This is a genomic window from Pseudomonas moorei, from assembly GCF_042846945.1.
GTDB classification, from domain to species: domain Bacteria; phylum Pseudomonadota; class Gammaproteobacteria; order Pseudomonadales; family Pseudomonadaceae; genus Aquipseudomonas; species Aquipseudomonas moorei.
In genome coordinates, this window is sequence record NZ_AP035776.1 from 4,052,124 (window position 1) to 4,077,591 (window position 25,468).

A 25,468-nucleotide genomic window follows, 5' to 3' on the forward strand; every position below is an offset into this window, starting at 1 on the left:
ATATTGTTTCAGCGTAGCAGTTCCCGAGCTTGATCAAGGCGTGGCCGGTAGAGGAGCGGGATTATTTCTTCCGCTGACGGGGTCGCCTGATTTTTGCGGCTTGCTTCTAAGGAATCGCGTAGAGCTTGAACAGTTTTTTCGCCATGTCACTGATGCCTCCCAGGTAAGTGTTGCAGGCCTGTTCGATCTCGCCCGACTTGTACATTTCGCTGAGAGCGGTATCGACCAGCAAACGGAAGTTTTCATCGTCTCGATCCACTGCCATCGCAGTCGGCGAATACTCGAAAACCCGATCCAGCAGGACCAGTTTTGCAGTGGATGGGTGCGTGACCAGGAGGTTGCTCAGCAGCATGCGTTCGGCGAAGAAGGCATCGGCCTTGCCTTCGGCGACCAGGTTGACGCCTGCCTCAATGTTCTTGGCGGTGATCAGGGTCGCCACCACGCCGAGCAAGCGCATTTGCTGGCGAATCCATGCCTCGGTGATTCCGCCGGCGATGGTGGCATAGGTTTGATCGGATAACCCATGGTTGACCGTCGCACGCCAGGTCGGCCCGGTACGGGCAACATTGCCGTTGAGGACATTGAGCAGGGTCTCGGGTGCATCCTTGCGCACCACCACCGAAAGGCCGGCGGTGTAGACCGGTATCGAGTAACTCACATGCTTGCGTCGCGCCAGCGTGGGCGGGGTGGGCGTACAGAGGATGTCGACCTTGCCCGTGCTGACGGCCGTCATCTCGTCGTCGACGGAGACCGGTTGGTAACGCACCTGCATGTCGGGCAAGCCTAACTCGGCTTTGACGTGGTCAGCGATTTTCAGACAAAGCTCGATCGCATAACCGCTGGCCTTGTCGCCGGCCTGGGCACTGAACGGGGCCAGGTCCGGCAGGTAGCCGAGGGTGAAGGTGTTGCTCGTGCGCACCCGTTCAAGGGTACTGGCATCGGCCACTACCGGCCCCACGGCGAGCAGGCTTGCAAGTAGCAAGTGGGTGGCTTTGATCCGTTGTACATTCATATCCTGGCGCCCCGCATTCGAATGTCTGTGTTGCCTGGTAGTTACAGCTGAGGATTGCCGGTACTGGTCTGAGCGGCGGGAGTCGGAGCGACAAAACGCTTGGAGAGGAAGCCGTAGAGCAGGTAGCCGAAGGTAAGGACAATGAGGCCACCGAATACCGCATCCTTGCCGCAGGCATAAAGGGCGTACAACGAATAGGCCACGGCGATCAGTAAGAGCGCGGTATTGCGCGTATAGATCCCGGCACTGACCCTGGCCTTGTACATCATGACCAGCAGGCCCGTGGCGGCTGTGACGTAGGGGATGAGGTTGGTCACGGCCGCCAGGCTGACGAGCTTGCCGAACTGCGCGCTGGCATTGGGTGAAATGGTCGACAGCGCCATCAGGGTCTGCAAGACGCCGCAGACCAGCATGCCGATGATCGGCGCATCCCGGGAGGTGACCTTGCTGAAAAATTTCGGGAACATGCCTTGGTCCGCGGTCATCTTGGCCGTCTGCGCCAGGGTGAATTGCCAGCCCAGCAGCGATCCGACACAGGCCATCACGGCCAGCGCCATGACGATGTTGCCGACCGTGGGGTTGAACATGTGGGCATAGACGAGGGCGAAGGGCGCGGACGAGTTGGCCAGTTCGGCGTTGGGTATCATCCCCTGGATCACCGTCGTCGACAGGATGTAGACCACTGCTGCACCCAGCGTGCCGAACAGGCACGCCAGCGGTACGTTGCGCTTGGGATCTTCCACCGCATCGGAAGCCTGGGCCGCCGACTCCATGCCCAGGAAAGCCCACAGGGTCAGGGGAATGGCTTTACTGATGGCCTCGGAGATCGGCAGGTTGTTCGGGTTCCAGGCGGCGACCAGCACGTCGGTCTTGAACCAGTACCAGCCGATGATGCTCAAGCCGGCCACCGGGATGATGACACCCCACACGGTAATCGTACCGATCCTGCCGGTGATGCCGGGGCCGCCGAAGTTGGCGATGGTGGTGAGCCAGAGCAGGGCGACCGTGCCGATGAACAGGGGAATCGCGCCACTGCCAAGCCAGGGCACGAACGATGTCATGTAACCCACCGCCGAGATCGCGACGGCCACGTTGGCGATGCCCAGGGAGAGAAAGTACAGATACGAACAGAGGAAGAAGCCCGATTTGGCATGCGCCTCTTCGGTGTAGGCCGACAGCCCGCCTGAGCGCAGGCAGTAGATGCCGCACTGGGAAAAGCAATAGGCGATGGACATGGAGCCAACGGCGGTGACCAGCCATGACAGCAACGAAACGGCACCGAGTTGGGCCATGCTCGTCGGCAGCAGGATGATGCCCGAGCCCATCATGTTCACTGTCACCAGTGTGGTGAGCCCCACGAGGCTCATTTTTTTGCTTGAGTCGGCCATCGAAAACTCCTTGATCTGCCCTACGCGTTGACCCTGGTGCCGATAGTCGTACTCAAGGTCCGGAAAGTGCCCATCGAACAGTTCTGTCGCCAACTACATTGAAGATGGCTTTTGGCGTTCTGAACAGAAAAATGAAGGCGCCAACATGACATGGCTCCAAAACCGGAAGCTGGAGACAACACATTGGTTTTTTTTGCCGGTCAATCGTCTGATTTAGATCAATCAGCGAACATTCAGCGAGGACACGCATTGGCAGGCGACGCACTCGAAGATTTCAATCGACAGATCACGCGCATTGCCCAGTTGTGCGATCATGGCGCCGGCCAAAATCTCGACCCGGTATCTGCACAGCCTGACGGGCTGGTTCCTCTTGGGTATCTGCTTGATAGGTCGACCTATTGCTACTGGAGGCGACGGTTCAATGAGGGAACATGCATCAACTAAAAACTAACCACAAAATGTGGCAGTTCGAACCGATGTTTCTGATGTGCACACTCTACCTGCTGGCTACGAGTGTGGTCGCTGCACCGCAGGTGCACGAGACGATGACGATCATGGTCGAGGATGCGGCCGCCCCCTGGTCGAAGCGTGACGGCACAGGTTACGCCAACGACGTGGTGGTCGCCGCCTTCAAGGAGATGGCGGTCGATGTGCAGCTCAAAGTCGTGCCCTATGCCCGTTGCAAATACATGGTGCTCAATGGCACGAGCGTGGCCTGTTTCAACATGAGTTGGCTGCCCGAATTCGAGGGCAGGATCAAAATGGCCTCGCAACCCATCTACACGGTCAACAATGACATGTTCGAAGCGATCAACGCCCCCTTGCCGAAGTCGCCCAAAAGCCCCTGCACCTTGCCGCCCGGCACGGTAGTGGGCACCGTCAGAGGCTACGAATATTCGCCACAGGCCACCGCGCTGCAATCCGCCGGCGTGGTGTTCGAGAATGCTGACTCCGATGTGCAGAACCTTCGCAAACTCGCCGCCCGGCGCTTGTCGGCTGCCCTGATCGTGACCAATGACCTGGAAGCCAAGGAACAGAAGGCCAGACAGGCAGGTACCGAAGATGTCGTCCGGTTCGCCTTCAATTGTGGGCTGTCCGCTGCAACCATAGGCTTTAGCCTGAACCACCCGGACGGATGGCGGGCGCTGAAGATGTATGACGAAGGCTACCGGCGCATCGAGGCCAATGGCGTGCTCAAGCAAATCCATATGCACTGGTTTCCATCGCAGCCTGTCGTCCGTCCCTGAAGACTCAAGCGCAATCGCCGGGATTTTTCGGTCATCGGCGATTTCGCGGCGGATCACCCGGCCCTAGCGAATACCGGCACCCGCCATGGACTCGGGTACCCACTGCGCCGTCGATAGCGGCTCGATGTAGCGAATGCCGCCATGAGGACCTACAACGCCATTGATGTTGTAGGTGCCGAGCGACAGATCGTAGGTCATGAACGGGGTGGCATCCGGGACTTGCTCGTCGTAGCTCTGGCTGAGGAAGGCGAAGGAGCCACGGTAAAGCTGGCCACTGGTGTCGTACTGATCGGAGGCCACGGCGGCCCAGGTGTCTTCATCCAGGTAAAAGCGCCGCTTCTGGTAGATGTGCTTTGCACCGGGCTTGAGGTTGCCCTCGACGACGTAGACGCGGTGCTTTTCCCAGCGCACGAAAGCCGGGGCAATGAAGTTGGGGGTGGTCAACGACTTGGCGTCATGGGCATAGGTCAGTTTGTAGGTGTTATAGGGCACGATCATTTCTTGCTTGCCCACCAGTGTCCAGTCGTACAGTTCCAGTGCACGGGCGGTACCGGGATTCGGCGTGTCATAAGCCAGGATCGAAATCTGTTTGACCCGGCGTTGGGCCGGCATGTACTGCCAGGCGCGGCCAGGGCGCTGCAGCGGGTTGGTGGCGTTCTTGAGCATGATCGACTCGCCGGCACGCCGCGCAGGTCCGGTATAGGACAGTTTCATCTGGTAGTAGATGTCGGAGTTGTTGATGGGCTTGGACATGTTCTCGTAAATCGGGAAGGAGACAAATGCCTCGCCGCTGACCGCCAGGCTTGCTACTCCCGCCGAGTCGACGCTCCAGGAGTCGTATTTGGAGTGGATGTTGACGCCCTGGAAGCGCAGCAGGAAATTCCACATCGCTTCGGCGCCCGACTGCGGGATCGGGAACGGTACACCGGGCAATACATTCTCAAAAGCGATCCCGCCGTTGAGGGAACGGGCGCCGGTGGCGTTCTTGCGGCTATTGTCCAGTACCGCCTGGGGCAGTGCTGCGGTGCGGTGGGTCGGGTAGACGTCGATACGGTAGTCGGGGTAGCGCCGGGCCAGCGCGACGGTGGTGGCAGTCAGCATGCCCTTGTACTGGTCGACGTTTTTGCCATTGATCACCAGCAGCGGTTTCTCGTCGGCGTAGGGGTCCGGACGCATGCTGTCACCGGTCTTGAAGCCGGAAGGGGCATGGGTCAGGCCACCGCTATAGGGCGGAATCGAACCATCGGCATTACCGGCTTTCTCAGCACCCACCGGGGTGAGGCGGGTGCCCAGTTCGGCGGCTTGCTGACTTGAGACATAGGCCTTTGCATCAATGGTCAGCGCCATGAACAAAGAGGCAGCCAGAAGCTTTTTCACGAATTTCATATTGTTATTCTCCGGCCTGGCGTACCAGGCAACTCGTGACTCAGGCGCAGCGGTCGCATCCATCGGTTCAAGGCAGTACGTTGGGCACTCAGCCATCGGGCAGGCAGTGCACTCAAACGGACGCGCTGAACCATTGCGTTGCGCCGGCTTTCAATTCTCCCGTCTGGTCGTTTTTGCCTTGTGGGCACCCGACGGGCTCAATCGCCAACTCCTTTTATGGCTGACATTAAAGAACCCCCGGAAAGGGGACGCTTTTCATTTGACGACAGCCCCTTGGCTATTGATGACAGACCGACCAATTCCGCGGGCAGGGCGGCCGGGGTGGGGCTTCGGTCAGGGCTGCCGTATTTTTCGACGTGGCCGGACGAGAGCTGTCGGTTTATGCGGTTGTTGCTGGTGGATGCTTCTCAAGCGTTGGTCGGGTTCGGCTGTGACGCTGAGTGGGTAGGGTGGTGATTGGCTTTGTGTTAAGGCAGGGAGGTTTCTATAAAACTTGTCTGATGAGAGAGATGATCATGGGCGAGCGGGGGCAGGCTCCAGTCCGGTAGCTGCCCCGCGCCACATCTTCCGGTTAAACGATGTTCAACGCCTTGAGAATCACCAGCGATTGCCCGGCAAAGGCTTGGGCCTGTTCAGTCAGCTCGGCGATATTGGCTTGGGCCGTAGTCAACGGCTGATCGCCCTTGACGAGCACTTCGTTTTGTTCGGCGAGGATGCCCCACGCCAGCTGCGCCCATTCAGCCGGATGTTTGTTGCCTTGCTTGATCGAGATCAGGAACAGCAGCTGAAAGCGGCTGACCGGCACGCCGCCACCCGTCACCGGACTGGCCAGGACCTGGATTCTGTTGCTGAGCAGGGCGCGTTTGCACAGCTGCAAGTTAAGCGTGTTGCAGCGCGCCTGCACCAGCTTCTCGGCCGCTTCGCTCTGGCACGGTGCTGCAGCGCCCATGCCTATCAATACGGTGATGGCCTGCACCAGATCGTCATAAGGCATCGAGGGCACGGCCCCTGACAGCTGGCGCAACGTTTTCGGTGCATAGGCGTTGGCCGCCAGTGCTTCGAGCACTGGCCCATATACCTCTGCCTGAAGCGAAGCTTCGCCAGCAGGCCCCTTGACGGTATCGGATACGCTTTCTGCCGCCTGCAGCAGGACAAAACGCGTGTTGTACATACCCTGGCGCTGTTCAGCGGCGGACAGTCGGTTGGCGCCGCGCAGGTACAGGTCTCGACGGAAATGCTGATTGACGAAGTAGTCACGCGCTTGTTCGCGCATGATCGGATGCTCGATTCCTTCCAGGAAGTCCATGCCTTCTGCGCTCAAGTTGAGCGGGTCCACCGAGTCCAGCGGCACGGCCGTGGTGGCGTAGTCGAGTTTGGCCGGGGCCATCGCATCGACCACATCGGTGAAGTACATGCAGTTCCAATCGCGGTTGAAGTATTCATGGGCGATGTACTGGCGATCCTGGCCTTTGATGCCCTGTAGTTTGGCGTCCAGGCCCGGGGCCGCGCTGGCGTAGTTGGGGTTGGCCGCCAGCAGCGCTTCGGAGAATTGCAGGGCGGCATCTATACGCTGGTCCGGGCGTACGCAAGTGTGTTTGGCGAAGCGGTCGTGCATGCTGAACAGATGACGCAATGGTGCCGAAGGCGACCAGCCAGGGAGGCAGTTGTAGCTGATGTACAGCAGCCCCCCTGGTTTGAGGTGACGACGGGCGAATTCGACGATCAGCTTCTGGTTGTCGCGGCTGACCCAGGTCCAGATGCCATGCAGGCTGATGCTGTCGAATTGTGGCAAGTCATCGCGGGCGAGCAGTTGCTCGAAGCTGTCGTCATACAGCCGCGCATCGCTGTTCCAGGCCGTCGCCAGTGCATTGGCATGGGCCGCCTGGCCCGGGTGGAAATCCGTGCCTATGTAAGACCCAGGATTGGCGGCGGCATGGATATTGATCGAAACACCCTGACCAAAGCCCAATTCGCAGTGATAGCCATTGGTGGTCTCAAGACTGGCGAAACCGCGCAACAACAAGCAATAGCGCTGGAAGACTGGATTGATTTCCCGGCTGTAGCTGTAGGTGTAGCCCTCGTCCGTAAAATACCCTTCGTTCCAGGCGTCGCTCATGCTCGTTTCCTTTTATATAGAGAGTGAAAAGTTGGTTTTATACGGATTGGCCAGTTGGACTTGATCACGACCACTTGATTTGGCGCTGTACATGGCGCTGTCCGCGCGCCGAATGAAGTCGTCAAATGATTCCGATGGATTCCGGGTCGCAACGCCGAAGCTGCAAGTCACCTGTCCTGTCTCATCAAATGGCTGGGTACTGATTAAAACTCGAAGCTTTTCTGCCAGCAGCCTTGCATCGTTCAGTTCGCTATCCGGGCAGATCAATGCAAACTCTTCTCCGCCCGTTCTGCACAGCAGATCGGTTTTGCGTGTTGCCGAACGTATTCGTGTGCACAGCGACTTCAGCACGTTATCCCCACACTGATGACCCCAGCGGTCGTTGATGTATTTGAAGTGATCGATATCGAACATGATCAGCGATAGGGGCTGGTGCTGCACATTAGCCTCGATGAGCAGACGCGCCATCAACGCTTCGAAGTGCCGTCGGTTATAGACCCCGGTCAGGTGATCGGTAATGTTTAACAAGTGCAAGTCCTGGGTGCGTTCTTCAACCAGAGAGAGGGCGCGTGCGCGCTGCGTGATCAGCAAGTAAACCAATAAAGTCATCAACAGCGTCAACCCTGCACCGAATACGACAATCAGGCCGATGTACAAGGCATGGCTGTTGGCCGCCAGAAAGGTTGAGCTTGGCCGAAACTGCACGCGGTAGCTCTGGTCAGCTACTTTCAGCAGCCGCTGCTCATAAAGCGTTGAAGGGGCCGCTGGCGCCATGCTCTGATAAATATTTCCTCCCTGATGCTGTTGGTCGATCAATGACAGCGTCACGTTCAGTCGTTGCAGACTGGGTGATGGAATGCCTTGCTCCATCAAAGAAGCCAGGCGTACGGTGGAAATGACGAAGCCCTGCAAACCATCATCGTTCAGTGAAGCGTCAGAGGACTCCTGGAACACGGGGGCGACAAAGAAAACCCCCCATTGCCCATTGGTCATTTTCAACGGTTCCGACACGACTATTTGATGGGTTTCTCGTGCCTTGCTCATCAAGGCCTGGCGACCCGGGCGAGCCATGACATCCATGCCCGGTATGATCTTCACGTCATCGCGCTTCATCAGGTAGAGCAAGATCCAGTGTTCCGGCCGGCTGACGAGGGGGACTTTTTCGCCGGTGACCGGATTGATTTCATGATAGGAAAAATCGCGGGTGCCATTGAGGAGCGCCTTGGTGTGAAACGTTTGTAGATCCTTCTCGAGAACCCTCGGTACCCAGCTATAGGCTTCGTCCTCTTCAACCAGAGGCGTGACGAATCCGAGAAATTCCTTTTCAGTGACATCGTCGGCGTTGATAAAGAAACGCCTCACTACGTCCAGTTTCAAGACCTGAGTATTAAAGCGTCGTTGAAGGCGACTGAATCGTTCGTCGACCTCCAGTTGAAACGCAACGCTAACGGTGCGCTGCTCTGACCCAACGAAAAGAATCAGTACCAGTAGGGTGATGGCCACCCCGGCCAGGCACACCAGAGCGCAAAGAGTCACATCTGATGCTTTGAGGACGTTCGGACGATAAGACATCATTTCGTGTTCCTTGCTCATCGCCAACAACCGCGTGCAGCTACCTGAAGTTCTTTCGGATTATCGGCGCGCCTGCCGATATCTTTACAGGTTTTCAGAGAACCGGGCGCTGCGAGCTCGTTCGAATTATTTGAACCAATGGGCGGCTTTTACCGGATTTGTTGTTCAAGCCAGCACCCTCATCGAAAAACCTGTGGGAGGGGCCCGCGATAGCGGATTGACAGGCACATCAAAGGTGTCTGTCAGGCCGTCATCGCTGGCAAGCCAGCTCCCACAAGTCCGAAGGCATTTCTTGATTGTGTGAACGATCCAAGAACCTGCGGGAGCGGGCCCCGGCTTCGCAAAACCCTCAAAGCAATCGTTCGATGTCAGAATCTGCGCAACTTGAACGATTTGGAGAACATGATGCTTCGTGTGTTTGAACGAAGGCTCGATCCCTTTCCTCCTGACGAGGTACCACCGCCACCCGACGGTCTGGCTCGCTTCCTGTGGGCCTGTACGCGGGGTGCACGCGGTTACGTCCTTGCGCTTGCGTTGCTCAGTGCCGGCGTGTCCATTTACGAAGCCTGGCTGTTTTCCTTCCTTGGGCAGGTCGTGGACCTGCTTTCGACCTGGCAGGCCGGCGCAGAAGCGGCTGCGCAGGAACGTCGTGTGTTGTGGGGGATGGGCATCGTCATGGTGGCCAGTGTCGGGCTGGTGGCGTTGCGCACGATGGTGCAGCACCAGATATTGGCGATTAACTTGCCGTTGCGGCTGCGCTGGGACTTCCATCGCCTGATGCTGCGGCAAAGCCTTTCGTTTTTTTCCGATGAGTTTTCCGGCCGGGTCACTACCAAGGTGATGCAGACTGCGCTGGCCGTGCGCGACGTGCTATTCACCCTGATCGAGATCGCACCCGGGATCGGGGTGTATTTCATTGCGATCATTGCACTGGCCGGTGGCTTCGCCCTGAAACTGATGCTGCCTTTCGTTGCCTGGGTCGTGTTGTTCGCGCTGGCCATGTGGTACTTCGTGCCCCGTCTGGGGAAAGTCGGGCAGGAACAGGCCAATGCGCGGTCGATGATGACCGGGCGCATCTCGGACGCCTATACCAACATCACGACGGTGAAGCTGTTTTCCCACTCCAATCGAGAAGCGCACTTTGCGCGTGCGGCGATGGAGGACTTCAAGCAAACCGGCTTTCGCCAGATGCGCCTGGTCAGTCAGTTCGAAATCGTCAACCAGGCATTGGTGGTGGCGTTGATCATGGCAGCGGGTGGTTATGCGCTGTGGCTATGGCACCAGGGTGAGATCGGCGCAGGTGCCGTGGCGGCGATCACCGCCATGGCGTTGCGTATCAATGGCATGTCGAACTGGATCATGTGGCAAATGACCTCGCTGTTCGAGAGCATCGGCACCGTGCAGGATGGCATGGCAACCCTTACCCGTGGCCCAAAGGTGCAAGATGCACCGGACGCAAGCGTGCTGGTGACCTCCGGCGGCGCGGTCACCTTCGATAAGGTGAGCTTCAATTACAATGGCGAACGCCAGGTGCTCGATGGCCTGAGTCTTCATATCCGCCCGGGCGAAAAAATCGGCCTGGTCGGCCGCTCTGGCGCCGGCAAATCCACACTGATCAACTTGCTGCTGCGCTTTTACGACGTCGACAGCGGGGAGATTCGCATCGACGGCCAAAACATCGCAACAGTGACGCAGGACAGCCTGCGCGGCGCCATCGGCATGGTCACGCAGGATACTTCCCTGCTGCACCGTTCCATTCGCGACAACATTGCCTACGGACGTCCCGATGCGACCGACGCGCAAATCCGCAGGGCCGCGGCCAATGCCCAGGCCGATGAGTTCATAAGCCAACTGAGCGACCGGCAAGGTCACACTGGCTACGACACCCTTGTCGGTGAGCGGGGCATCAAGCTGTCGGGCGGCCAGCGCCAACGGGTCGCGATTGCCCGGGTGATGCTCAAGAACGCCCCGATCCTGCTGCTTGACGAGGCCACCAGCGCACTGGACTCGGAAGTCGAAGTGGCCATTCAGGAAAGCCTCGATGAAATGATGCAGGGCAAGACCGTGATCGCGATTGCCCATCGACTGTCCACGATTGCGGCCATGGACCGGCTCATCGTCATGGATGAGGGACGCATCATCGAGCAGGGCACCCACACCGAATTGCTTGGCAAGAACGGCGTCTATGCGCGGCTGTGGCAGCATCAGAGCGGAGGATTCCTGGGCGAGGATAAGGGAGTGGTCGAGACTATGGATCAAGCGTGAGCGTGAAGGGGGACGCAGTGGGGCGGGAACACGCACACACACACAGCCAGGATCCTACCGTCAGCTTTTGGCCGATCGTGTTGAAAAAGTCGATCCTTCCACGCTGCTGCCGTACTGGCGGCATACGCTGCAAGAGGCAAGGCAGGGGCGGATCCTGAGAATTCCATGTCTCATGCGCGTAGCGCGTTTTTGTCGGGCGGGTTAATCGATATTCGGTATCGGCCATTTCACGTGTGGCAGCGTTTCATATTCGGGCTTTGCAAACAGATAGCCTTGATAGTAGTGAATGCCCAGGGCCAGTAACTGCTGTAATTCAGCATTGGTCTCTACGCCCTCTGCAATCACTTCAATATTGAGAGCCTTGCATACACCGAGAATGCCTTGGACGATTGCCTGTCGCACCGGATCCGTGCAGATGCTACGCACCAAGGCCATATCCAGTTTGATGATGTCGGGTTGAAACTCTGCCAGCAAATTGAGCCCCGAGTACCCGGCACCGAAATCATCTATCGCTGTCTTGAAGCCTTTAAGACGATATTCCCGAATGATGCTTTTCAGATGTTGCTTGTCCACCAGTTCTTCGTTTTCGGTGATCTCAAAAATCAGCCTTTCTGTGGGAAATCCAAACCTGCGGGCAGCTTCAAGCGTCGCGCGAATGCACGTGGCTGCTTGATATACCGCATTGGGCAAGAAGTTGATGCTGACAAAGCAGGGGATTTGCAAGCGTGAAGCAAGCTCAACAGCCTTGACCCGACAGGCTTGGTCAAAGGCGTAACGGTTCTGTTCGTTCACCTGACCAAGAATGGCTGCGGCACCACTGCCATCGCAACCACGTACCAAAGCCTCGTAGGCAAAGATACTGTTGTCGCGCAGATCGACGATTGGCTGGAAAGCCATGCTGAACTCAAAATCCAGTTCTTTACCATCCCTGCAGGCACTGCAAGGAGGGACTGGTCGTGTTTTTTCGTTCATTCAAAACCCGTTTTTCAATGACTATTAATGTGTCGATCAAGCCGCGACTTTGCACAGGGCTGCAAGGCTGAATTATCGTGCCAATGCCGACGAGAAATGGCTGATCGCGTGCACGACTTGTCGAGCACTATCCTGAATATCCAGAATCACTTGACCCGCTTCGCCGGCTAATTTGACGCCTTGTTCCGCCTTGTCTTTACTCGCCTCCATCCTGGTCACGGCCCCCTTGGCCAATTCACGATTGTGCTGCACCACCTCGACAATCTTGATGGTGGCCTGGCTTGTGCGCGAAGCCAGATTGCGCACTTCGTCAGCGACCACCGCAAAACCACGACCCTGCTCTCCGGCACGCGCCGCTTCGATGGCTGCGTTTAGCGCCAGAAGATTCGTTTGTTCGGCGATGCCACGGATGGTCTGCACGATGCTGCTGATGACTTCCGACTGCTGACTGACAGCATTGATACCTTCGGCTGCTCGATTCAATTCGCCAGCCAGGCTTTGCATGACATCCACTGTCTCCTGCACCACTCGGGCACCTTCGTGCGCTGTATCGTCGGTTTTCAGTGAAGTCTCATAGGCCATGCGTGCTGCTCGTGACTCGGTTTCCTGCTGGAGAACCTGAGCAGTGATATCGCTCGCAAACTTAACGACTTTGTAAAGGTTGCCGTTGGCGTCGTACACCGGATTGTAAGTCGCACGTAACCAGACGGTGTTTCTCTGGTTGTTGAGGCGCTTGAAGTTACCGGAGAAAAATTCGCCGTGATTCAGGCGCTCCCAGAACTGGCGATACTCGCTGGATTCACTTTCGCTACGCTCACAGAACAGGCGATGGTGCTTGCCAATAATCTCATCGAGGCGGTAACCCATCACTGCAAGGAAGTTTTCGTTGGCGCTGATGACTTCTCCCTGTCGGTTGAACTCAATGGTTGCCATGGAACGGTTAATCGCTTTGATCTGGCTCTCCTGCTCTTGTTCTTTCAGCACCCGGGCCGTGACATCAGTAGCAATCTTGACCACCTTGATCACCCGCCCAGACGCGTCATGAACAGGGATATAACTGGCTTCCAGCCAAATTTCACGCCCCTGTTTGTCCAGGCGCAGGAAGCGGTCGTTCATGAACTCCCCCTTACTCAGGCGTGACCAAAAACCTTGATAAGCGACGCTGTTGGCGTATGTCGGCGTACAGAACAAGCGGTGATGTCGGGCATGAATTTCCTCAAGGCGATAGCCCATCAGTCTCAGGAAATTGTTATTGGCGCCGAGGGTCGTGCCATCAGGCTGGAACTCAATCATAGCCATGGAGCTACCTAGTGCGGCGAGGGTGGCTTCGCAGTCGGCCAATCGCTGCTGGCTGATGGCCAGGCTTTTTTTGATTTGCGAGTTGAACATAGGTACCTCAGTTGAGATGGACTGCTTGGCACTTTCATCAAGCTAACGCAAAACTTATACAATTCAAAAGTAAATGTACAAGAAAATTCGTGGTTGAACACAAGGGATGCAGGTTGTTCGTGGTGAATGCGTTGATCGGATCCTCTACACAGGCCAGTGAGTTACAGAGCGCAGAGCGGGTATTCATCGTCAAAGAAAAGCGTCATTGACCTCTGATTAGCCTTGTGCGCACGACAGTGTCTTGTATAGGTTTGTGTCCCATACGCCCGGGAACAGCGTTGGGAAGGGCGCTATTCTTTGCGCCGTTAAATCGACTGGGGGAGATGAGCGGCCCAATTCATGGTCAAGGACCAGAAAGGTGCAGTCGCCGGCATCATTCCCTGTAACGAGAACCACGCCTGAGGGGGGGAACGTGGTCATCGCTGAAGGTTTTGATGGTGAAAAGTCAAACGACAGTGCCGCCCTTTCGAGTAGGGGCGGCTGGTATCCATTGGGTATCGCTCGACTATCAATTGCCCCGGTAGGTGGAGAAGCCGTAGGGGCTGAGAAGCAACGGGATGTGGTAGTGCGGGACAGTGCCGTCCACCTCAAATATGACGGGTACCTCCGGAAAGAAGCTGGACGTTTTGTGCGCCTTGAACCACTCACCGGTTTTGAAGGTGACACGGTAGGTACCTTTCTCCAGATCCCGACCTTCCGGATACAGCCCGGTGATACGACCTTGCTCATTGGTCGCCGCGCTGTTGAGCATGTCCCAGTTTTTCCCATCCTGTTTTTCCAGCGTGACATTGACGCCAGGGGAGGGCAGGCCATCCTGCAAGTTGAGTACGTGCACGCTCAGTGGATTTGCCGCCGCTGATGCAAGGGCTGAAAGGGCACTCAATACAGCGCCAGCGAAGAAACTTTTCAATAGAGTCATGGTGATGTCCTTAGTTTTTAACGGCAGGTAAAACTTTGTTGATAGCGACCTCTGCACAACCTTCATCGTTTGCAGCGCCGCCTGCACCGGCCACTCCGATGGCGCCGATGACCTGACCCTCGGATGTCAATGGCACGCCGCCACCCAGCAGCAACAACTCATCGAGGGTGTTGAGGTTTTCAGCATCCGGATTAGCGCGAGCACGCTGCGCTAACAACCGCGTCGAAGTCTTGGTCGACAGGGCGGTATAGGCTTTGCGTTGCGCGGCTAACGTGTTGTGCGGGCCGACATTGTCATCGCGTTGCACGGCAACCAGATTGCCGCCACGGTCAACAACGGCGGCAACGGCTGTGCGGCCATCGGCGTGACAGGCTGTGAGCGCGGCATTGAGCAAATCGTTCGCCATTGCTAGTGACACGTCCTTGCGCTGCGCCACTTGATCCGGGGCTGCAACGGCGAACGCAGAGCTCATTGCGAGTGTGATCAGCAATGAAGTCGATAGGCTTGTACGCATGCGGTTTCCTTGGTTGAGGCTGTCTGAGTCATTGCCAGACATCATGACCAGCGCAGCCCGTCAGAATGATTGCCTCCTGATTACCAATATGTAATGTGAGAAATCAGCGAAGCGGGCTAGCCTGTGCGCCTGTTCCGGAGGAAAAAATGCGTATCCTGGTGGTTGAAGACGAAACGAAAATGGCGGATTACCTGCGCAAAGCCCTGACTGAGTCGGGCTATGCGGTAGAGATCGCCCTTGACGGGCTGGATGGCCAGCATTTGGCACAGGAGAGTGAGTTCGATCTGATCATTCTGGATGTCATGCTGCCGGGGTTGGATGGCTGGCAATTGCTGCAAATCATCCGGCGTAAGTGGCAGACCCCGGTGCTGTTTCTCACCGCACGGGATTCGGTTGATGATCGGGTCAAGGGGCTGGAGTTGGGGGCCGATGATTATCTGGTGAAACCCTTTTCCTATGCCGAGTTACTGGCACGCGTACGCACTTTGCTGCGCCGTGGCCCGCCTCGCGAGGTTGAGCACTTTGTGGCGGGTGATCTGAGCCTGGACTTGTTGCGACGCCGGGTAACGCGCAACGGCGAGCGTCTGACCCTGACCAACAAGGAGTTCGCCCTGCTGCATCTGCTGCTCAGTCGCGAAGGGGAGGTGCTATCGCGCTCGCTGATTGCCTCCCGGATCTGGCAGATGAACTTCGACAGTGACACCAATGTGGTGGATGTCGCTATCCGTCGACTGCGGGCCAAGGTTGACGATCCATACCCACTCAAGTTGATACACACAGTGCGTGGTATCGGTTACATGCTCGAGGTGCAATCCTGAATCCGTTTCCGCGCACCCTGAGCCTGCGCCTGGCGATGATGTTCGCACTGGTCAGCACGCTGTTACTGGGCTCCATTGGTTTTTATCTCTATCAATCGCTGCAGCGAGAGATTGCCTGGCGCGATGACCAGGCCCTGCTGGGGCGCCTGGAGCGAATGCAAGCCTTGATCAGCGATAGCGACAGCATCGAGCAACTGCGAGGTCGGCCCAAGCTCTACGAAAACATGTTGGGCAATCGCGACAATTTGCTATGGATCGTCGATGACACCGGCAAGGTGCTGATCGAAATCAACCCGGTGGGGATGACGATTCCAAAGTTGCCGGCGGCACCCCATGCTCGCCTCGTTGACGATCACGCTTCCGAGCCGGTGCGGCTTGCCTGGCAGGACGTCATGCAGGGTGATCGCGGCTTGACCCTGATCGCTGGCAAGTTGTTGGCAGAGCGTGAGCAGATGATGGGGGTTTACCGGCTCAAGCTATGGCTGGCCATGTCCGTCGGTGCGCTGCTGGCTTTCGTATTTGGCTGGTGGGTCAGTCAACGAGGCTTGCGCCCCGTGCGTCTGCTGGCCAAGCGCGCTGCGGCAATTGACGTGCAGCATCTGCATCTGCGGCTGGATGAGTTCAATGAACTGAATGAGCTCAAGCTGCTCTGTAGCGCCCTCAACCAGATGCTTGCCCGCCTTGAGGACGGATTCGCCCAGCTTTCACGTTTCTCGGAAGACCTCGCCCATGAGATGCGCACCCCGCTCGGTAACCTGATGGGTCATACCCAGCAAGCCCTGAGGCGCAGTCGCTCCATCGAGGACTATCAGAACCTGCTGGTTTCCAATCAGGAAGAGTATGAAAGGCTGGCACGAATGATCGACAGCATGCTGTTTCTCGCTCGCACCGAGCAGGCCAACGCTTGCGTAAACCTCAAGCAAATCAACCTGCACGATCTGATTGAGCAGCTCTGTGAGTATTTCGAAGGCGTGGCGCAAGAGCGAGATGTGCAACTGCTTAACCAGACTCAGGATCAGTTGATGGGTGATCCAGGCTTGATCCGTCGAGCATTGGCAAACTTGCTGGCCAACGCATTGCGCTACGCCATTCCCGAATCTGCAGTGACGATCAGCAGCAGGGTGGCGCAAGACACGCTCGCAATTACGGTGCACAACCACGGCGAGCCGATTGCAGCAGAACATCTGCCGCGATTGTTTGAGCGCTTTTACCGGTGCGACCCTTCACGTAATCAGCCTGACGACTCGGGTGGTCTGGGATTGGCCATTGTGCGCTCAATCATGCAACTGCATGGCGGTTCTGTAAGCGTTGATAGCACTGAAGCAGGTACAAGCTTTCACTTGGTGTTTCCCCTTAAACGTGTCTGAACTCGAACCGAAGGTATTGCACCTGCCACAGCGGATGTTGGCGAATTAAACGATATCGTCAATCAGGATATGGTGCAGCCCGCGGCTACATTGTTCGATGCGCGCCTCGATCTTGTAGACGGTACGCAGCATCTGCTGGGTAATGACCTCGTTGCCTGGTCCACTGCCTTGAGTGGTGCCATCGGCGATAACAAGCACCTGGTCGGCAAAGCGCAGTGCCTGGTTCAGGTCGTGGATGGCAATGAACACAATGACCTCGCGCTTGCGGGCCAGTGTGCGCATGAAGTCAAGCACCTGCACCTGCCGATGCATATCGAGGGCGCTGGTCGGTTCGTCCATCAGCAGGATTTCCGGCTCGCGTACCAGCGTTTGTGCGATCGAGACCAATTGTTGCTGACCGCCGCTCAATTCGCCAAGGTTGCGAAACGACAGTCCGGTGATGCCCAGCGCCGCGAGAATCTCGTCGACCCGTTTCAATTCATCATCGTGTACGACCCAGCCCGCTGTCAGTTGTTTACGCGCCAATAGCACCGATTCGTAGACCGTCAGTCGAGCGCTGGCATTCAAACCCTGGGGCATGTAGCTAATGCCCTGGGCGCCTTTTTTCGAGTCTTGCAGGATGACATGGCCGGGCCCGTCGATCAGTCCGGCCATGCGTTTGAATAACGTCGACTTGCCTGCGGCATTGGGCCCGACCACCGCGACCACCTGTCCACCGAAAAACGTGGCGGTGGTGACGCCGCGAATGATCTCGCGCTGGCCGTAGCGTGCGCCGAGATTTTCCAGCTGAAGCTTTACCATGAGTTTTTCTTCCCGCCGAGAATCAAGGATATGAAGAACGGCACGCCGATCAGTGAAGTGACGACGCCGATGGGGAATATCGCGCCCGGGATCAGGGTTTTGCTGACCACAGAGCTCGCCGAAAGAATCAACGAGCCCGTCAGCAATGAGGCAGGCAAAAAGAACCGTTGGTCTTCACCGATCAGCATGCGGGCGATGTGCGGGCCGACCAGCCCGATGAATCCGATGGTGCCGACAAAGGCCACCGGAAACGAGGCGAGCAGACTGACCATGATCAATGTCTGAAAACGCAGGTGGCGCACGTTGATGCCGAAACTGGCGGCCTTGTCATCGCCCAGTCGCAGGGCCGTCAGGGCCCAGGCGCGTTTGGCGAATATTGGCAGGGTGACGAGAATGACCAGGCAGATCACGCCGAGCTTCGGCCAGGTGGCTTTGGTCAGGCTGCCCATCGTCCAGAACACGACGGCGGCCACGGCTTGCTCGGTGGCGAAGAACTGCACCAGCGCCAACAGCGCGTTGAACGTGAACACCAGGGCAATGCCGAGCAGCACGATGGTTTCGGCGGTAACGCCGCGACGCATGCTTAAAAAGTGGATCAACAGCGCCGACACCATGGCCATGATGAACGCGTTCAACGGCACCATGTACTGCGCTGCCAACGGGAACAGCGCGACACCGAACGCCAGCCCCAACGCTGCGCCAAAACCGGCAGCGGCAGAAATGCCCAACGTAAACGGACTGGCCAACGGGTTGTTGAGGATCGTCTGCATCTGGGCGCCAGCCAGCGATAACGCCGCGCCGACGGCGACGGCCATCAGGGCCACCGGCAGGCGGATGTCCCACATCACCACGCGCACTTGCGCTGAAGCACTGTCGGGCGAGAACAGGGCGCCGAGTACTTCGTTGAAGCTGTAACTCGCCGGCCCCAGCGCCAGATCGAGCAGTACGCTGCACAACAGCAAGATCACCAGCCCGAGGAGAATCAGGCGTTTACGTAGCACCAGGCGACGATAGGTTTCGCGCTGGGCGACCACGGCGTCGGTCAATGAGCTCATGGTTTGACCTCCGGCTTGCGCAAGCTGACAAAGTAACCCGATTCATACGGCACCGGCAGGAAGCGCTCGTGCAATTGGCGAAATGACGCGTCCGGATCCAGGTCGGCAAACAGTGTCGGATGGAACCATTTCGCCAATTGCTGGATGGCGACGAACTGGTAGGGGCTGTTGTAGAACTGATGCCAGATGGCGTGAAAGGCTTGATCGTCCTGAGCCTTGATACCGGCGTAGGCGGGTCGCCGGGTGTACCAGGCAAGTTTTTTTCTGGCTTGCGCCATGTCCGCGCCCGGGCCGACACCGACCCAATGGCCGCCAGGTGCAAAGGCTTCCCAGTTAGCGGTCGTGACGACGACATGCGCCGGGTTGGAGGCGACGACTTGCTCGGGGTTCAACTGGCCGAACGTGGTGGGAATGATGTGGCGGGCGATGTTGTTGCCGCCGGCCATATCGACGAACAGTCCAAAGTTCTCGTTGCCGAAGCTCAGGCAGCAATCATCGGTATAGCCTCCAATGCGCTCAATGAACACGCTGGGGCGGGGCGGGTGTTGTTTCTCGATGACGTCGGTGACGCGACGAATTTGCTGGTTGCGAAAATCGATGAAGGCTTCGGCGCGTTGCTCTTTACCGAACAGTCGGCCGAACAGGCGCATGGTCGGCTCGGTGTTCTGGATCGGGTTGTTGCGAAAGTCGACGTAAACCACCTGGATGCCCAGGGCGTCGAGCTTCTCGATGTAGCGCGCATCTTCGGTCGCATGTTGCGCCTCAATATTGAGGATGATCACGTCCGGGCGCTGCGATATGGCCTGCTCGATATCGAAGGTGCCGTCTTCAAAGCCGCCGAAGGTGGGGATCCTGGCGATGTCGGGGAATTTGCGCAGGTAGGCGCCGTAGGTGTCCGGGTCCGACTGGATCAGATCCTTGCGCCAGCCGACGATGCGCTCGATGGGGTTTTGTGTGTCCAGTGCGGCGACCAGATACAACTGGCGGCCTTCACCGAGAATGACGCGTCTGACCGGCAAATGCACCTTGACCTTGCGCCCCAGCAGATCGGTTACCTCAGTGAGCGCCGGATCCGCTTGAGCGGCGAGCACGCCGCGCGGTGCAAGGGAAAGCACTACCAGGCTCAGCAGTCCTGCCAAAAGTAGCGCAGCGAAAGCGTGGCTGCGTCGATCAAAAATCACCATGGTCAAAGCCTTTGCAAAAGTCAGGACGGTCAACGGCTGACACCGCTGCCGGGCTGAACGTTTTAGAAATCGACAGTCGCCGACAGTAATAAAGTGCGCGGTGAACCCTGGGAGAACGCGCCGTAGGAGGCGACGCCCGACCAGTATTCGTGGTCGAGCACGTTTTGCACGGTGGCGCGAAACGTGGTCGGTCGTTCATCGATGCGAGTGGTGTAACGTGCGCCGACATCGAAGCGGGTCCAGTCATCCAGTTGCTGGGTGTTGGCCTGGTTCACGTACTGCCTGCCGGTATGAATCGCGCCACCGGTGAGCGTCAGGCCGTCGACCCACGACGTATCCCATTCGGCCCAGAGGTTGGCCTGAACCTGCGGCACGCCGACCGGTTTGTTGCCACGGTTGGCGGCAACGCCGGTTTTGCTCAGTTCAGCATTGAGCAGGGTGACGCCACCGAGCAGGCGTGTGCCTGGCGCGACTTCACCGAACACATTCAGCTCCAGCCCGCGATTACGCTGCTCGCCCTGCACCGAAAACACACCGGAGACCAATTCGCCACTGGGCTTCTTGATTTGAAACAAGGCAAGTGTCGAGGTGAAGGTGCCATAGTCGACCTTGACCCCGAGTTCCTGTTGTCGGGAGACATAAGGGGCAAAGACCTCGCCGGCGTTCGACGCGGTGGAGGGCGCAATGTCACCTTTGCCGAGGCCTTCGATGTCGTTGTAATAGAACGAAACGTGGTCCCAGGGTTTGACCACCACACCGAACAGTGGCGTGGTTTTACCGTCGTCGTAAGAGGTGGTGACCCTGCCGGCCGTGTTGTAGTTGTCGGAATGGATGTTCTGCTTGCGCAGGCCGAGTGTTACCTGGACGCGCTCATCCAGCATTGACAGCGTGTCGGCGAGGGCCACCCCGGTCAGTTCGCTCTCGGACACTTTGGTCGTGTCCGGTTTGGGGATATCGGGTTTCGGGCGATCCACCGGGTGATAAATATTCGACAGGATGGGCGGTCCGGAAATGATTCCCCGGGACAGTACATCCCGATAACGGGTGACCTGCAGGGCGGCACGGTGACTGATCGGCCCGGTGTCGAAGCGCAGGCGCGCGCCGGCGTCGACGGTGTAACGCTCGACTTCGAATTTGTAATAGCCGGGAACAGAAGAGGTGTCGCCGGCCGCGTTGATGATGGTCGGGGTCTGGTCGGACATTCGCCCGACATTCGATTGTCCACCGCCGGCGTGGGCGAACACGGTCAATGCCTCGCTGAGGTCGTATTCGCCGCTGAGCAGGGCCGATTTGTCACGGGTTTCGGACCAGCCCCATTCCTGACTCACGTTGGTACGGCCATTGGCGGCGGAGGGAATGTCCACGCCCGGGGCGATCAGAAACGGCCGTGAGGCGGCGTCGAAGCGTTCTTTCTGGTTGAGCCAGTCAAGGGTGGTTCGCAGGCGTTCACCCTGATAGTTGAGGGACAGGGCGCCGATGTCGACTTGGCGGGATTGATCGTCGATCGCCGTGTCGCCCTGCCGAGTGCTGCCGTTAATGCGCATGCCGAACTGGCGTTCCTCGCCAAAGCGCCGACTGACATCGATGTGGCCGCCCATCTGCGAGTTCATGGCATAACGGGCGGTGAAACGCGTCAGGTCCTCATCGAGGGAGCGCTTGGGCACTACGTTGATGACACCGCCGACAGCGTTGTTGGGTGACATGCCGTAGAGCAGGGCGGCGGGACCTTTGACCAGTTCGATACGCTCGGCGTACTCGGTGAACACCCGATAGTTGGGCGCCACGCCGTATACGCCGTCGAACGCCAATTCACCGAGGTTGCCTTCACCGACCGGAAAGCCGCGGATGAAAAACGAGTCGACAATGCCTCCCGCCTGCCCCGTGGAGCGCACCGATGAGTCGCGCTCCAGTACATCGCCAACGGTGACGGCCTGTTGATCCTTGATCAGCGTCGAGGTGTAGGTGCTGACGCTGAAGGGCGCGTCCATCAGATCGGTGTTGCCCAGCATGCCCAGGCGCCCGCCGTGGGCGACCTGCCCACCGGCATACACGGGTGGCAGGGCGTCGGTACGTTTGTCAGTGCCGATGACCGCCGTTTCATCCAGCGTCACCTGGCGCTGCACCAGTGTGTAGCTGCCGTCGCTGCGCAATACCATGTCCAGGCCACTGCCCGCCAGCAAGCGAGTGACCGCTTCCTGGGTGGAGTAATGGCCGGTCAGTCCGGGGCTGACAAGACCCTCAGTCAACGATGGCTGGAATGACAGCGCGATGCCGGCATCCACGGCGACGCTCGACAGGGCCGCACCGAGTGGCCCGGAAGGCATGTCATAGACACGGACCGCGACAGCGTCCAGTTGCGCAGGCACGGCGGCCAAGGCAATCGGGCAAACGGCACCGACCAGGACGAGGCTTAGCAACGCACTGCGAAAAACTGGGGTGAACTGACGATCCGGGCGCAGGAGGCGTGCAGCGAGCATTAATGGACGAGCCTATAAACAGGACGGAAAGGTTCTTCTTCCCCATAGCCAGTCGAGATCAAAAAAAGTATCACCAGCGTGCACTTTTTTTGGCTCAGGCCGCAGAGAGCGTGATCCAGTAGCCATTCAAGTGGCCGCTGACGAGGATCGGATAGGTCTGCGCCAACATGTTCAATGTGCGCTGGGTGTCGCTGATCGGATAGGCACCGGAAATGCGCAGATCGGCAATCGCCGGATCAAGGCGCACGAAGCCGCGGCGATAGCGGGTCAGTTCGGCGACGAAGTCGGCCAGGCGCATCTTGTCGGCCATCAACATGCCTTGGGTCCATGCGTCGATGTAGCGAGGGGTGGCGGTGAGCAGGCCAAAGTGATCGGACGAAAAGTCGGTGCGTTGTCCGGCGTTGATGATGAATGGCGATCCCAGGCGATTGTCGGCGAGTTCGACCTGCACCGCGCCTTCCAGCACCGCAAGGTGAGTGCGTGACTGCAGTTCTCGAACGGTGAACCCTGTGCCCAGTGCCTGCATTCGGCCCTGGCGGGTGCTGACCACGAAAGGCCGCGTCATCGGGGAAATATCCGGCGCAGTCTGTACCCGTATTTCGCCTTCGCGCAGTTGGATGAGCCGTTGGTGGGCATCGAACTGTACGTCGATGGCCGTATCGGTGTTCAAGGTGATGTGCGAGCCGTCGGCCAGCGTCAATTCGCGTCGCTGGCCGATGGCCGTGCGATAGTCGGCCGACCACTGCCGGGATTCTGCCAGCTTCCAGCTGCCCCAAGCGGCCGGCAGGATCGCCAGAATCATCGCCAGTTTGCCCAGCGCTGCGCGACGTTGCGGGCTGCTGGGTCGATCCAGTGCCGACATCGCCAGTGACGGTGGCAGGCCGCCGAATTTGCTCTGCAATAACTGAGCGCGCCCCCAGGCACGAACACGCTCGGGCGTGCTGACTTTCCAGCATTCCCATTCGGCACGTTCGGTGTCGCTGAGTTCGCCCCCACTCAAGCGCATCAGCCAGTCTGCAGCTTCTTCAAGGGCTTGGTGATCGGGAGGCGGCTCCCTGCGGCGACTGAGCATTTACGCCACCAACAACAGACATTGCACGAAGGCTTGCTTCATGTAGCGTTTGACAGTGATCAGTGACACGCCCAGTTTTTCGGCGATGTCGTCGTATTTCAGGCCGCTGATCTGCGAGAGCAGGAACGCACGTTTAACCAAGGGCGGCAGGGCATCGAGCATCGCATCGATTTCGTGCAGGGTCTCCAGCACCATGAAGCGCAATTCGGGCGAAGGCACTTCAGCAGCGGGTACATGAGCGAGGGCATCCAGATAGGCACGTTCCAGTGCCTTGCGCTGGTACCAGTTGATCAGGATGCCCTTGGCCACGCAGCTCAGGTACGCGCGAGGTTGTTCGATGACAGTGACCCGGGAGGCGAGGATGCGAGTGAAGGTGTCCTGTGCCAGATCCGCCGCATCCATGGCGTTCCCCAGTTTTTTTCTCAGCGTCGCATACAGCCAGCCGTGGTGGCCGCTGTACAGGGCTTCGATCGCACGCAGGTGATCGTCGTTATTCGCGCAAAGGGTTTCGCTCATGGCTGCGGACTTTATGCAATTGAGAAGTATTCCCAATGCTAGATTACAAAGCGTCCAGGACGCAAGCAGCGATCAGGTATCCCTCAGTCGCGTGGCAGGCGGATCAGTGCTTGGATCGTCGTTCAACGCCAGTCTGCTTGATCAATCCCCCGGCGGGGCATGACTCGGTTGCATCTGCGCAGGCCAGTAACGCAGCGCGACAATCGGGATCAGTGCCACCACGTAGGCCAGGCAAACAAACAGGTAGGTGTATTGCAAGCCATAGACCTGGCTGAGCAAACCACCGGCCGAGATCCCCGCAATCGAAGCAAATTGCGCGGTGCCCTGGGCAATCCCCAGCACGTGACCCTGTTGCGAGCTGTCGGCGGTTTTCGAGATCAACGCCATGAGCACTGGGGTGGTGGCCCCCAGCAGCACACCCCAGATGAAGTAGGCGATGACAAACACCACAGGGTTGTGCGTGACGCCTGCCACCGCCGTCAGGGCGATACAGCCGATGACGACGTAGGTAAGGCGGTGCAGGGTTTCCTGCGCGGTGCGGTGTTCGAAATAACGCGACCAGGCCGTTGCGGAAAGAATGAAACCCAGCGCCAACAAGCCGTAGCACAGGCCGACCACCGAGTGACTGACCTCGAACACCGAGCTGACGTAGAGCGAGAAGGACGTCTGCGGCAGCATGCGCGCCAGCAGCAGAATGCCCATCACACCCAGTAACGACAGTAACGGTGAACCTTGCCAGACGCTGGCCGAGCGGCTGGCCGGTGTCGCGTTGTCTGCGACCGGTGTTTTCTTTACCGGCGGTACATCGGGCAAGGTAACCGCCGCCACCACGGTGCATACCGCGCACAGTGCCGAGGCAATGATGTTGATCCAGAAGAACGTCGCGTAGTCGAGGATCAGTCCGCCCACAACCGCGCCGAGTAACGAGCCGACGTTGGTGGAGATCTGCAGGATGGCGAACAGCCGTGCGCGCCGCGAAGGGGCTTCAATGCTGACGCCATACGCCTGGGCCGGTGCGATATACCCGGCGAAAGCGCCTTGCAGAAAACGCAGGATCAGAATCACCCAGATGTCGCTGAAGAGTGCCAGCCCAAGCTGGGTCAACGACAAGCCGGCGAGGGCACGGATCATCATCAACTTGTGGCCGTAGCGGTCGCCGATACGGCCCCAGAACGCACTGGTCAGAATAATGCCCAGCATCGGCCCGACGTACACCGCGATGCTGGCGAAGCTGAACACCGACTCCGAGGAGGTCAGCCCACGCAGGTGGACGGGCCAGAAGGGCCCGCTCATTTCCATCGCACCCATTGAGACCAACTGGATCGCAAAGAGAAGATAAATCAGGATTCTGACGCTTGAACCCTGGACGACACCTGCATGGGACATGGGACAGCCTCG

Annotated in this window: 21 protein-coding genes and 1 pseudogene; 5 read left to right on the forward strand and 17 right to left on the reverse strand. The window is 58.3% G+C overall.

The window, feature by feature from the left end:
- Window positions 1-106: 106 nt before the first annotated feature.
- Window positions 107-1,012 (reverse strand): amino acid ABC transporter substrate-binding protein, encoded by a 906-nt coding sequence (locus ACGJAX_RS19165; RefSeq protein WP_090322955.1) that lies wholly within the window; start codon window positions 1,010-1,012, stop codon window positions 107-109.
- Between the two features lie 41 nt (window positions 1,013-1,053).
- Window positions 1,054-2,400 carry a putrescine-ornithine antiporter gene (potE, locus tag ACGJAX_RS19170; RefSeq protein ID WP_390955731.1) on the reverse strand — a complete coding sequence of 449 codons (1,347 nt, stop codon included), beginning with the start codon at window positions 2,398-2,400 and terminating at the stop codon, window positions 1,054-1,056.
- Between the two features lie 150 nt (window positions 2,401-2,550).
- On the opposite strand from potE, the gene ACGJAX_RS19175 reads away from it, so the two are divergent.
- Both ACGJAX_RS19175 and ACGJAX_RS19180 read left to right on the forward strand, forming a co-directional pair.
- Window positions 2,551-2,844: a hypothetical protein gene (locus ACGJAX_RS19175; RefSeq protein ID WP_390955732.1), complete on the forward strand. Its 294-nt coding sequence runs from the start codon at window positions 2,551-2,553 to the stop codon at window positions 2,842-2,844.
- Window positions 2,832-3,647, forward strand: a complete 816-nt coding sequence (locus ACGJAX_RS19180) for a substrate-binding periplasmic protein (RefSeq protein WP_390955733.1) — start codon at window positions 2,832-2,834, stop codon at window positions 3,645-3,647. The genes ACGJAX_RS19175 and ACGJAX_RS19180 overlap by 13 nt, the downstream gene beginning before the upstream one ends.
- A 63-nt stretch (window positions 3,648-3,710) precedes the next feature.
- Here the strand turns inward: ACGJAX_RS19180 and ACGJAX_RS19185 are convergent, their stop codons facing one another.
- The 3 genes from ACGJAX_RS19185 to ACGJAX_RS19195 all read right to left on the reverse strand — a co-directional run bounded on the left by ACGJAX_RS19185 (window position 3,711) and on the right by ACGJAX_RS19195 (window position 8,742).
- Window positions 3,711-5,033: a DUF1329 domain-containing protein gene (locus ACGJAX_RS19185; protein WP_247256977.1), complete on the reverse strand. Its 1,323-nt coding sequence runs from the start codon at window positions 5,031-5,033 to the stop codon at window positions 3,711-3,713.
- A 571-nt stretch (window positions 5,034-5,604) separates the two neighbouring features.
- The gene (locus tag ACGJAX_RS19190) at window positions 5,605-7,149 is read right to left on the reverse strand and encodes a methyltransferase regulatory domain-containing protein (protein ID WP_390955734.1); all 1,545 of its coding nucleotides are present in this window, start codon (window positions 7,147-7,149) and stop codon (window positions 5,605-5,607) included.
- A 12-nt stretch (window positions 7,150-7,161) separates the two neighbouring features.
- The gene (locus tag ACGJAX_RS19195; RefSeq protein WP_390955735.1) at window positions 7,162-8,742 is read right to left on the reverse strand and encodes a diguanylate cyclase; all 1,581 of its coding nucleotides are present in this window, start codon (window positions 8,740-8,742) and stop codon (window positions 7,162-7,164) included.
- A gap of 384 nt (window positions 8,743-9,126) precedes the next feature.
- Between ACGJAX_RS19195 and ACGJAX_RS19200 the strand changes: the two genes are divergently transcribed.
- Window positions 9,127-10,986, forward strand: coding sequence for an ATP-binding cassette domain-containing protein (locus tag ACGJAX_RS19200; protein ID WP_390959931.1), 1,860 nt, complete (start codon window positions 9,127-9,129; stop codon window positions 10,984-10,986).
- Between the two features lie 201 nt (window positions 10,987-11,187).
- Here the strand turns inward: ACGJAX_RS19200 and ACGJAX_RS19205 are convergent, their stop codons facing one another.
- The 5 genes and pseudogenes from ACGJAX_RS19205 to ACGJAX_RS19225 form a co-directional block, all read right to left on the reverse strand.
- Complete coding sequence (locus ACGJAX_RS19205) at window positions 11,188-11,958, reverse strand: EAL domain-containing protein (protein WP_212613248.1); 771 nt, start codon at window positions 11,956-11,958, stop codon at window positions 11,188-11,190.
- Window positions 11,959-12,030: 72 nt separating this feature from the next.
- Complete coding sequence (locus ACGJAX_RS19210) at window positions 12,031-12,540, reverse strand: methyl-accepting chemotaxis protein (RefSeq protein ID WP_245706742.1); 510 nt, start codon at window positions 12,538-12,540, stop codon at window positions 12,031-12,033.
- An 81-nt stretch (window positions 12,541-12,621) separates the two neighbouring features.
- A pseudogene (locus ACGJAX_RS19215) lies at window positions 12,622-13,347 on the reverse strand (PAS domain-containing protein); the annotation flags it as partial.
- A 508-nt stretch (window positions 13,348-13,855) separates the two neighbouring features.
- The gene (gene uraH, locus ACGJAX_RS19220; protein WP_390955736.1) at window positions 13,856-14,266 is read right to left on the reverse strand and encodes a hydroxyisourate hydrolase; all 411 of its coding nucleotides are present in this window, start codon (window positions 14,264-14,266) and stop codon (window positions 13,856-13,858) included.
- A 10-nt stretch (window positions 14,267-14,276) separates the two neighbouring features.
- Window positions 14,277-14,780 (reverse strand): heme-binding protein, encoded by a 504-nt coding sequence (locus ACGJAX_RS19225; RefSeq protein WP_390959933.1) that lies wholly within the window; start codon window positions 14,778-14,780, stop codon window positions 14,277-14,279.
- Window positions 14,781-14,926: 146 nt separating this feature from the next.
- On the opposite strand from ACGJAX_RS19225, the gene ACGJAX_RS19230 reads away from it, so the two are divergent.
- Window positions 14,927-15,598: a heavy metal response regulator transcription factor gene (locus ACGJAX_RS19230; protein ID WP_090322932.1), complete on the forward strand. Its 672-nt coding sequence runs from the start codon at window positions 14,927-14,929 to the stop codon at window positions 15,596-15,598.
- A complete protein-coding gene (locus ACGJAX_RS19235) occupies window positions 15,595-16,965 on the forward strand; it encodes a heavy metal sensor histidine kinase (protein WP_390959935.1) in 1,371 nt (456 codons plus the stop codon). Before ACGJAX_RS19230 ends, ACGJAX_RS19235 begins: the two co-directional genes overlap by 4 nt.
- A gap of 45 nt (window positions 16,966-17,010) precedes the next feature.
- Here the strand turns inward: ACGJAX_RS19235 and ACGJAX_RS19240 are convergent, their stop codons facing one another.
- The 7 genes from ACGJAX_RS19240 to ACGJAX_RS19270 all read right to left on the reverse strand — a co-directional run bounded on the left by ACGJAX_RS19240 (window position 17,011) and on the right by ACGJAX_RS19270 (window position 25,456).
- Entirely contained in the window at window positions 17,011-17,766 is a 756-nt protein-coding gene (locus ACGJAX_RS19240) for an ATP-binding cassette domain-containing protein (RefSeq protein ID WP_390955737.1), read from the reverse strand.
- A complete protein-coding gene (locus ACGJAX_RS19245) occupies window positions 17,760-18,821 on the reverse strand; it encodes an iron chelate uptake ABC transporter family permease subunit (RefSeq protein ID WP_390955738.1) in 1,062 nt (353 codons plus the stop codon). Before ACGJAX_RS19245 ends, ACGJAX_RS19240 begins: the two co-directional genes overlap by 7 nt.
- Window positions 18,818-20,005 carry an ABC transporter substrate-binding protein gene (locus ACGJAX_RS19250; RefSeq protein ID WP_390955739.1) on the reverse strand — a complete coding sequence of 396 codons (1,188 nt, stop codon included), beginning with the start codon at window positions 20,003-20,005 and terminating at the stop codon, window positions 18,818-18,820. The genes ACGJAX_RS19245 and ACGJAX_RS19250 overlap by 4 nt, the downstream gene beginning before the upstream one ends.
- A 62-nt stretch (window positions 20,006-20,067) precedes the next feature.
- On the reverse strand, window positions 20,068-22,482 hold the full coding sequence (locus ACGJAX_RS19255; protein WP_390955740.1) for a TonB-dependent siderophore receptor: 2,415 nt from the start codon (window positions 22,480-22,482) through the stop codon (window positions 20,068-20,070).
- A gap of 94 nt (window positions 22,483-22,576) precedes the next feature.
- Complete coding sequence (locus tag ACGJAX_RS19260; protein ID WP_390955741.1) at window positions 22,577-23,554, reverse strand: FecR domain-containing protein; 978 nt, start codon at window positions 23,552-23,554, stop codon at window positions 22,577-22,579.
- Window positions 23,555-24,070 (reverse strand): sigma-70 family RNA polymerase sigma factor, encoded by a 516-nt coding sequence (locus ACGJAX_RS19265; protein ID WP_390955742.1) that lies wholly within the window; start codon window positions 24,068-24,070, stop codon window positions 23,555-23,557.
- Window positions 24,071-24,211: 141 nt separating this feature from the next.
- Window positions 24,212-25,456, reverse strand: coding sequence for an MFS transporter (locus ACGJAX_RS19270; protein ID WP_390955743.1), 1,245 nt, complete (start codon window positions 25,454-25,456; stop codon window positions 24,212-24,214).
- Between the last annotated feature and the right edge of the window lie 12 nt (window positions 25,457-25,468).

Bases quoted from the DNA above. Each gene is read 5' to 3' on its own strand.
- ACGJAX_RS19165 (WP_090322955.1), bottom strand. From the start codon at position 1,012: ATGAATGTACAACGGATCAAAGCCACCCACTTGCTACTTGCAAGCCTG.
- potE (WP_390955731.1), bottom strand. From the start codon at position 2,400: ATGGCCGACTCAAGCAAAAAAATGAGCCTCGTGGGGCTCACCACACTG.
- ACGJAX_RS19175 (WP_390955732.1), top strand. From the start codon at position 2,551: ATGGCTCCAAAACCGGAAGCTGGAGACAACACATTGGTTTTTTTTGCC.
- ACGJAX_RS19180 (WP_390955733.1), top strand. From the start codon at position 2,832: ATGCATCAACTAAAAACTAACCACAAAATGTGGCAGTTCGAACCGATG.
- ACGJAX_RS19185 (WP_247256977.1), bottom strand. From the start codon at position 5,033: ATGAAATTCGTGAAAAAGCTTCTGGCTGCCTCTTTGTTCATGGCGCTG.
- ACGJAX_RS19190 (WP_390955734.1), bottom strand. From the start codon at position 7,149: ATGAGCGACGCCTGGAACGAAGGGTATTTTACGGACGAGGGCTACACC.
- ACGJAX_RS19195 (WP_390955735.1), bottom strand. From the start codon at position 8,742: ATGAGCAAGGAACACGAAATGATGTCTTATCGTCCGAACGTCCTCAAA.
- ACGJAX_RS19200 (WP_390959931.1), top strand. From the start codon at position 9,127: ATGCTTCGTGTGTTTGAACGAAGGCTCGATCCCTTTCCTCCTGACGAG.
- ACGJAX_RS19205 (WP_212613248.1), bottom strand. From the start codon at position 11,958: ATGAACGAAAAAACACGACCAGTCCCTCCTTGCAGTGCCTGCAGGGAT.
- ACGJAX_RS19210 (WP_245706742.1), bottom strand. From the start codon at position 12,540: ATGGCCTATGAGACTTCACTGAAAACCGACGATACAGCGCACGAAGGT.
- uraH (WP_390955736.1), bottom strand. From the start codon at position 14,266: ATGACTCTATTGAAAAGTTTCTTCGCTGGCGCTGTATTGAGTGCCCTT.
- ACGJAX_RS19225 (WP_390959933.1), bottom strand. From the start codon at position 14,780: ATGCGTACAAGCCTATCGACTTCATTGCTGATCACACTCGCAATGAGC.
- ACGJAX_RS19230 (WP_090322932.1), top strand. From the start codon at position 14,927: ATGCGTATCCTGGTGGTTGAAGACGAAACGAAAATGGCGGATTACCTG.
- ACGJAX_RS19240 (WP_390955737.1), bottom strand. From the start codon at position 17,766: ATGGTAAAGCTTCAGCTGGAAAATCTCGGCGCACGCTACGGCCAGCGC.
- ACGJAX_RS19245 (WP_390955738.1), bottom strand. From the start codon at position 18,821: ATGAGCTCATTGACCGACGCCGTGGTCGCCCAGCGCGAAACCTATCGT.
- ACGJAX_RS19250 (WP_390955739.1), bottom strand. From the start codon at position 20,005: ATGGTGATTTTTGATCGACGCAGCCACGCTTTCGCTGCGCTACTTTTG.
- ACGJAX_RS19255 (WP_390955740.1), bottom strand. From the start codon at position 22,482: ATGCTCGCTGCACGCCTCCTGCGCCCGGATCGTCAGTTCACCCCAGTT.
- ACGJAX_RS19260 (WP_390955741.1), bottom strand. From the start codon at position 23,554: ATGCTCAGTCGCCGCAGGGAGCCGCCTCCCGATCACCAAGCCCTTGAA.
- ACGJAX_RS19265 (WP_390955742.1), bottom strand. From the start codon at position 24,070: ATGAGCGAAACCCTTTGCGCGAATAACGACGATCACCTGCGTGCGATC.
- ACGJAX_RS19270 (WP_390955743.1), bottom strand. From the start codon at position 25,456: ATGTCCCATGCAGGTGTCGTCCAGGGTTCAAGCGTCAGAATCCTGATT.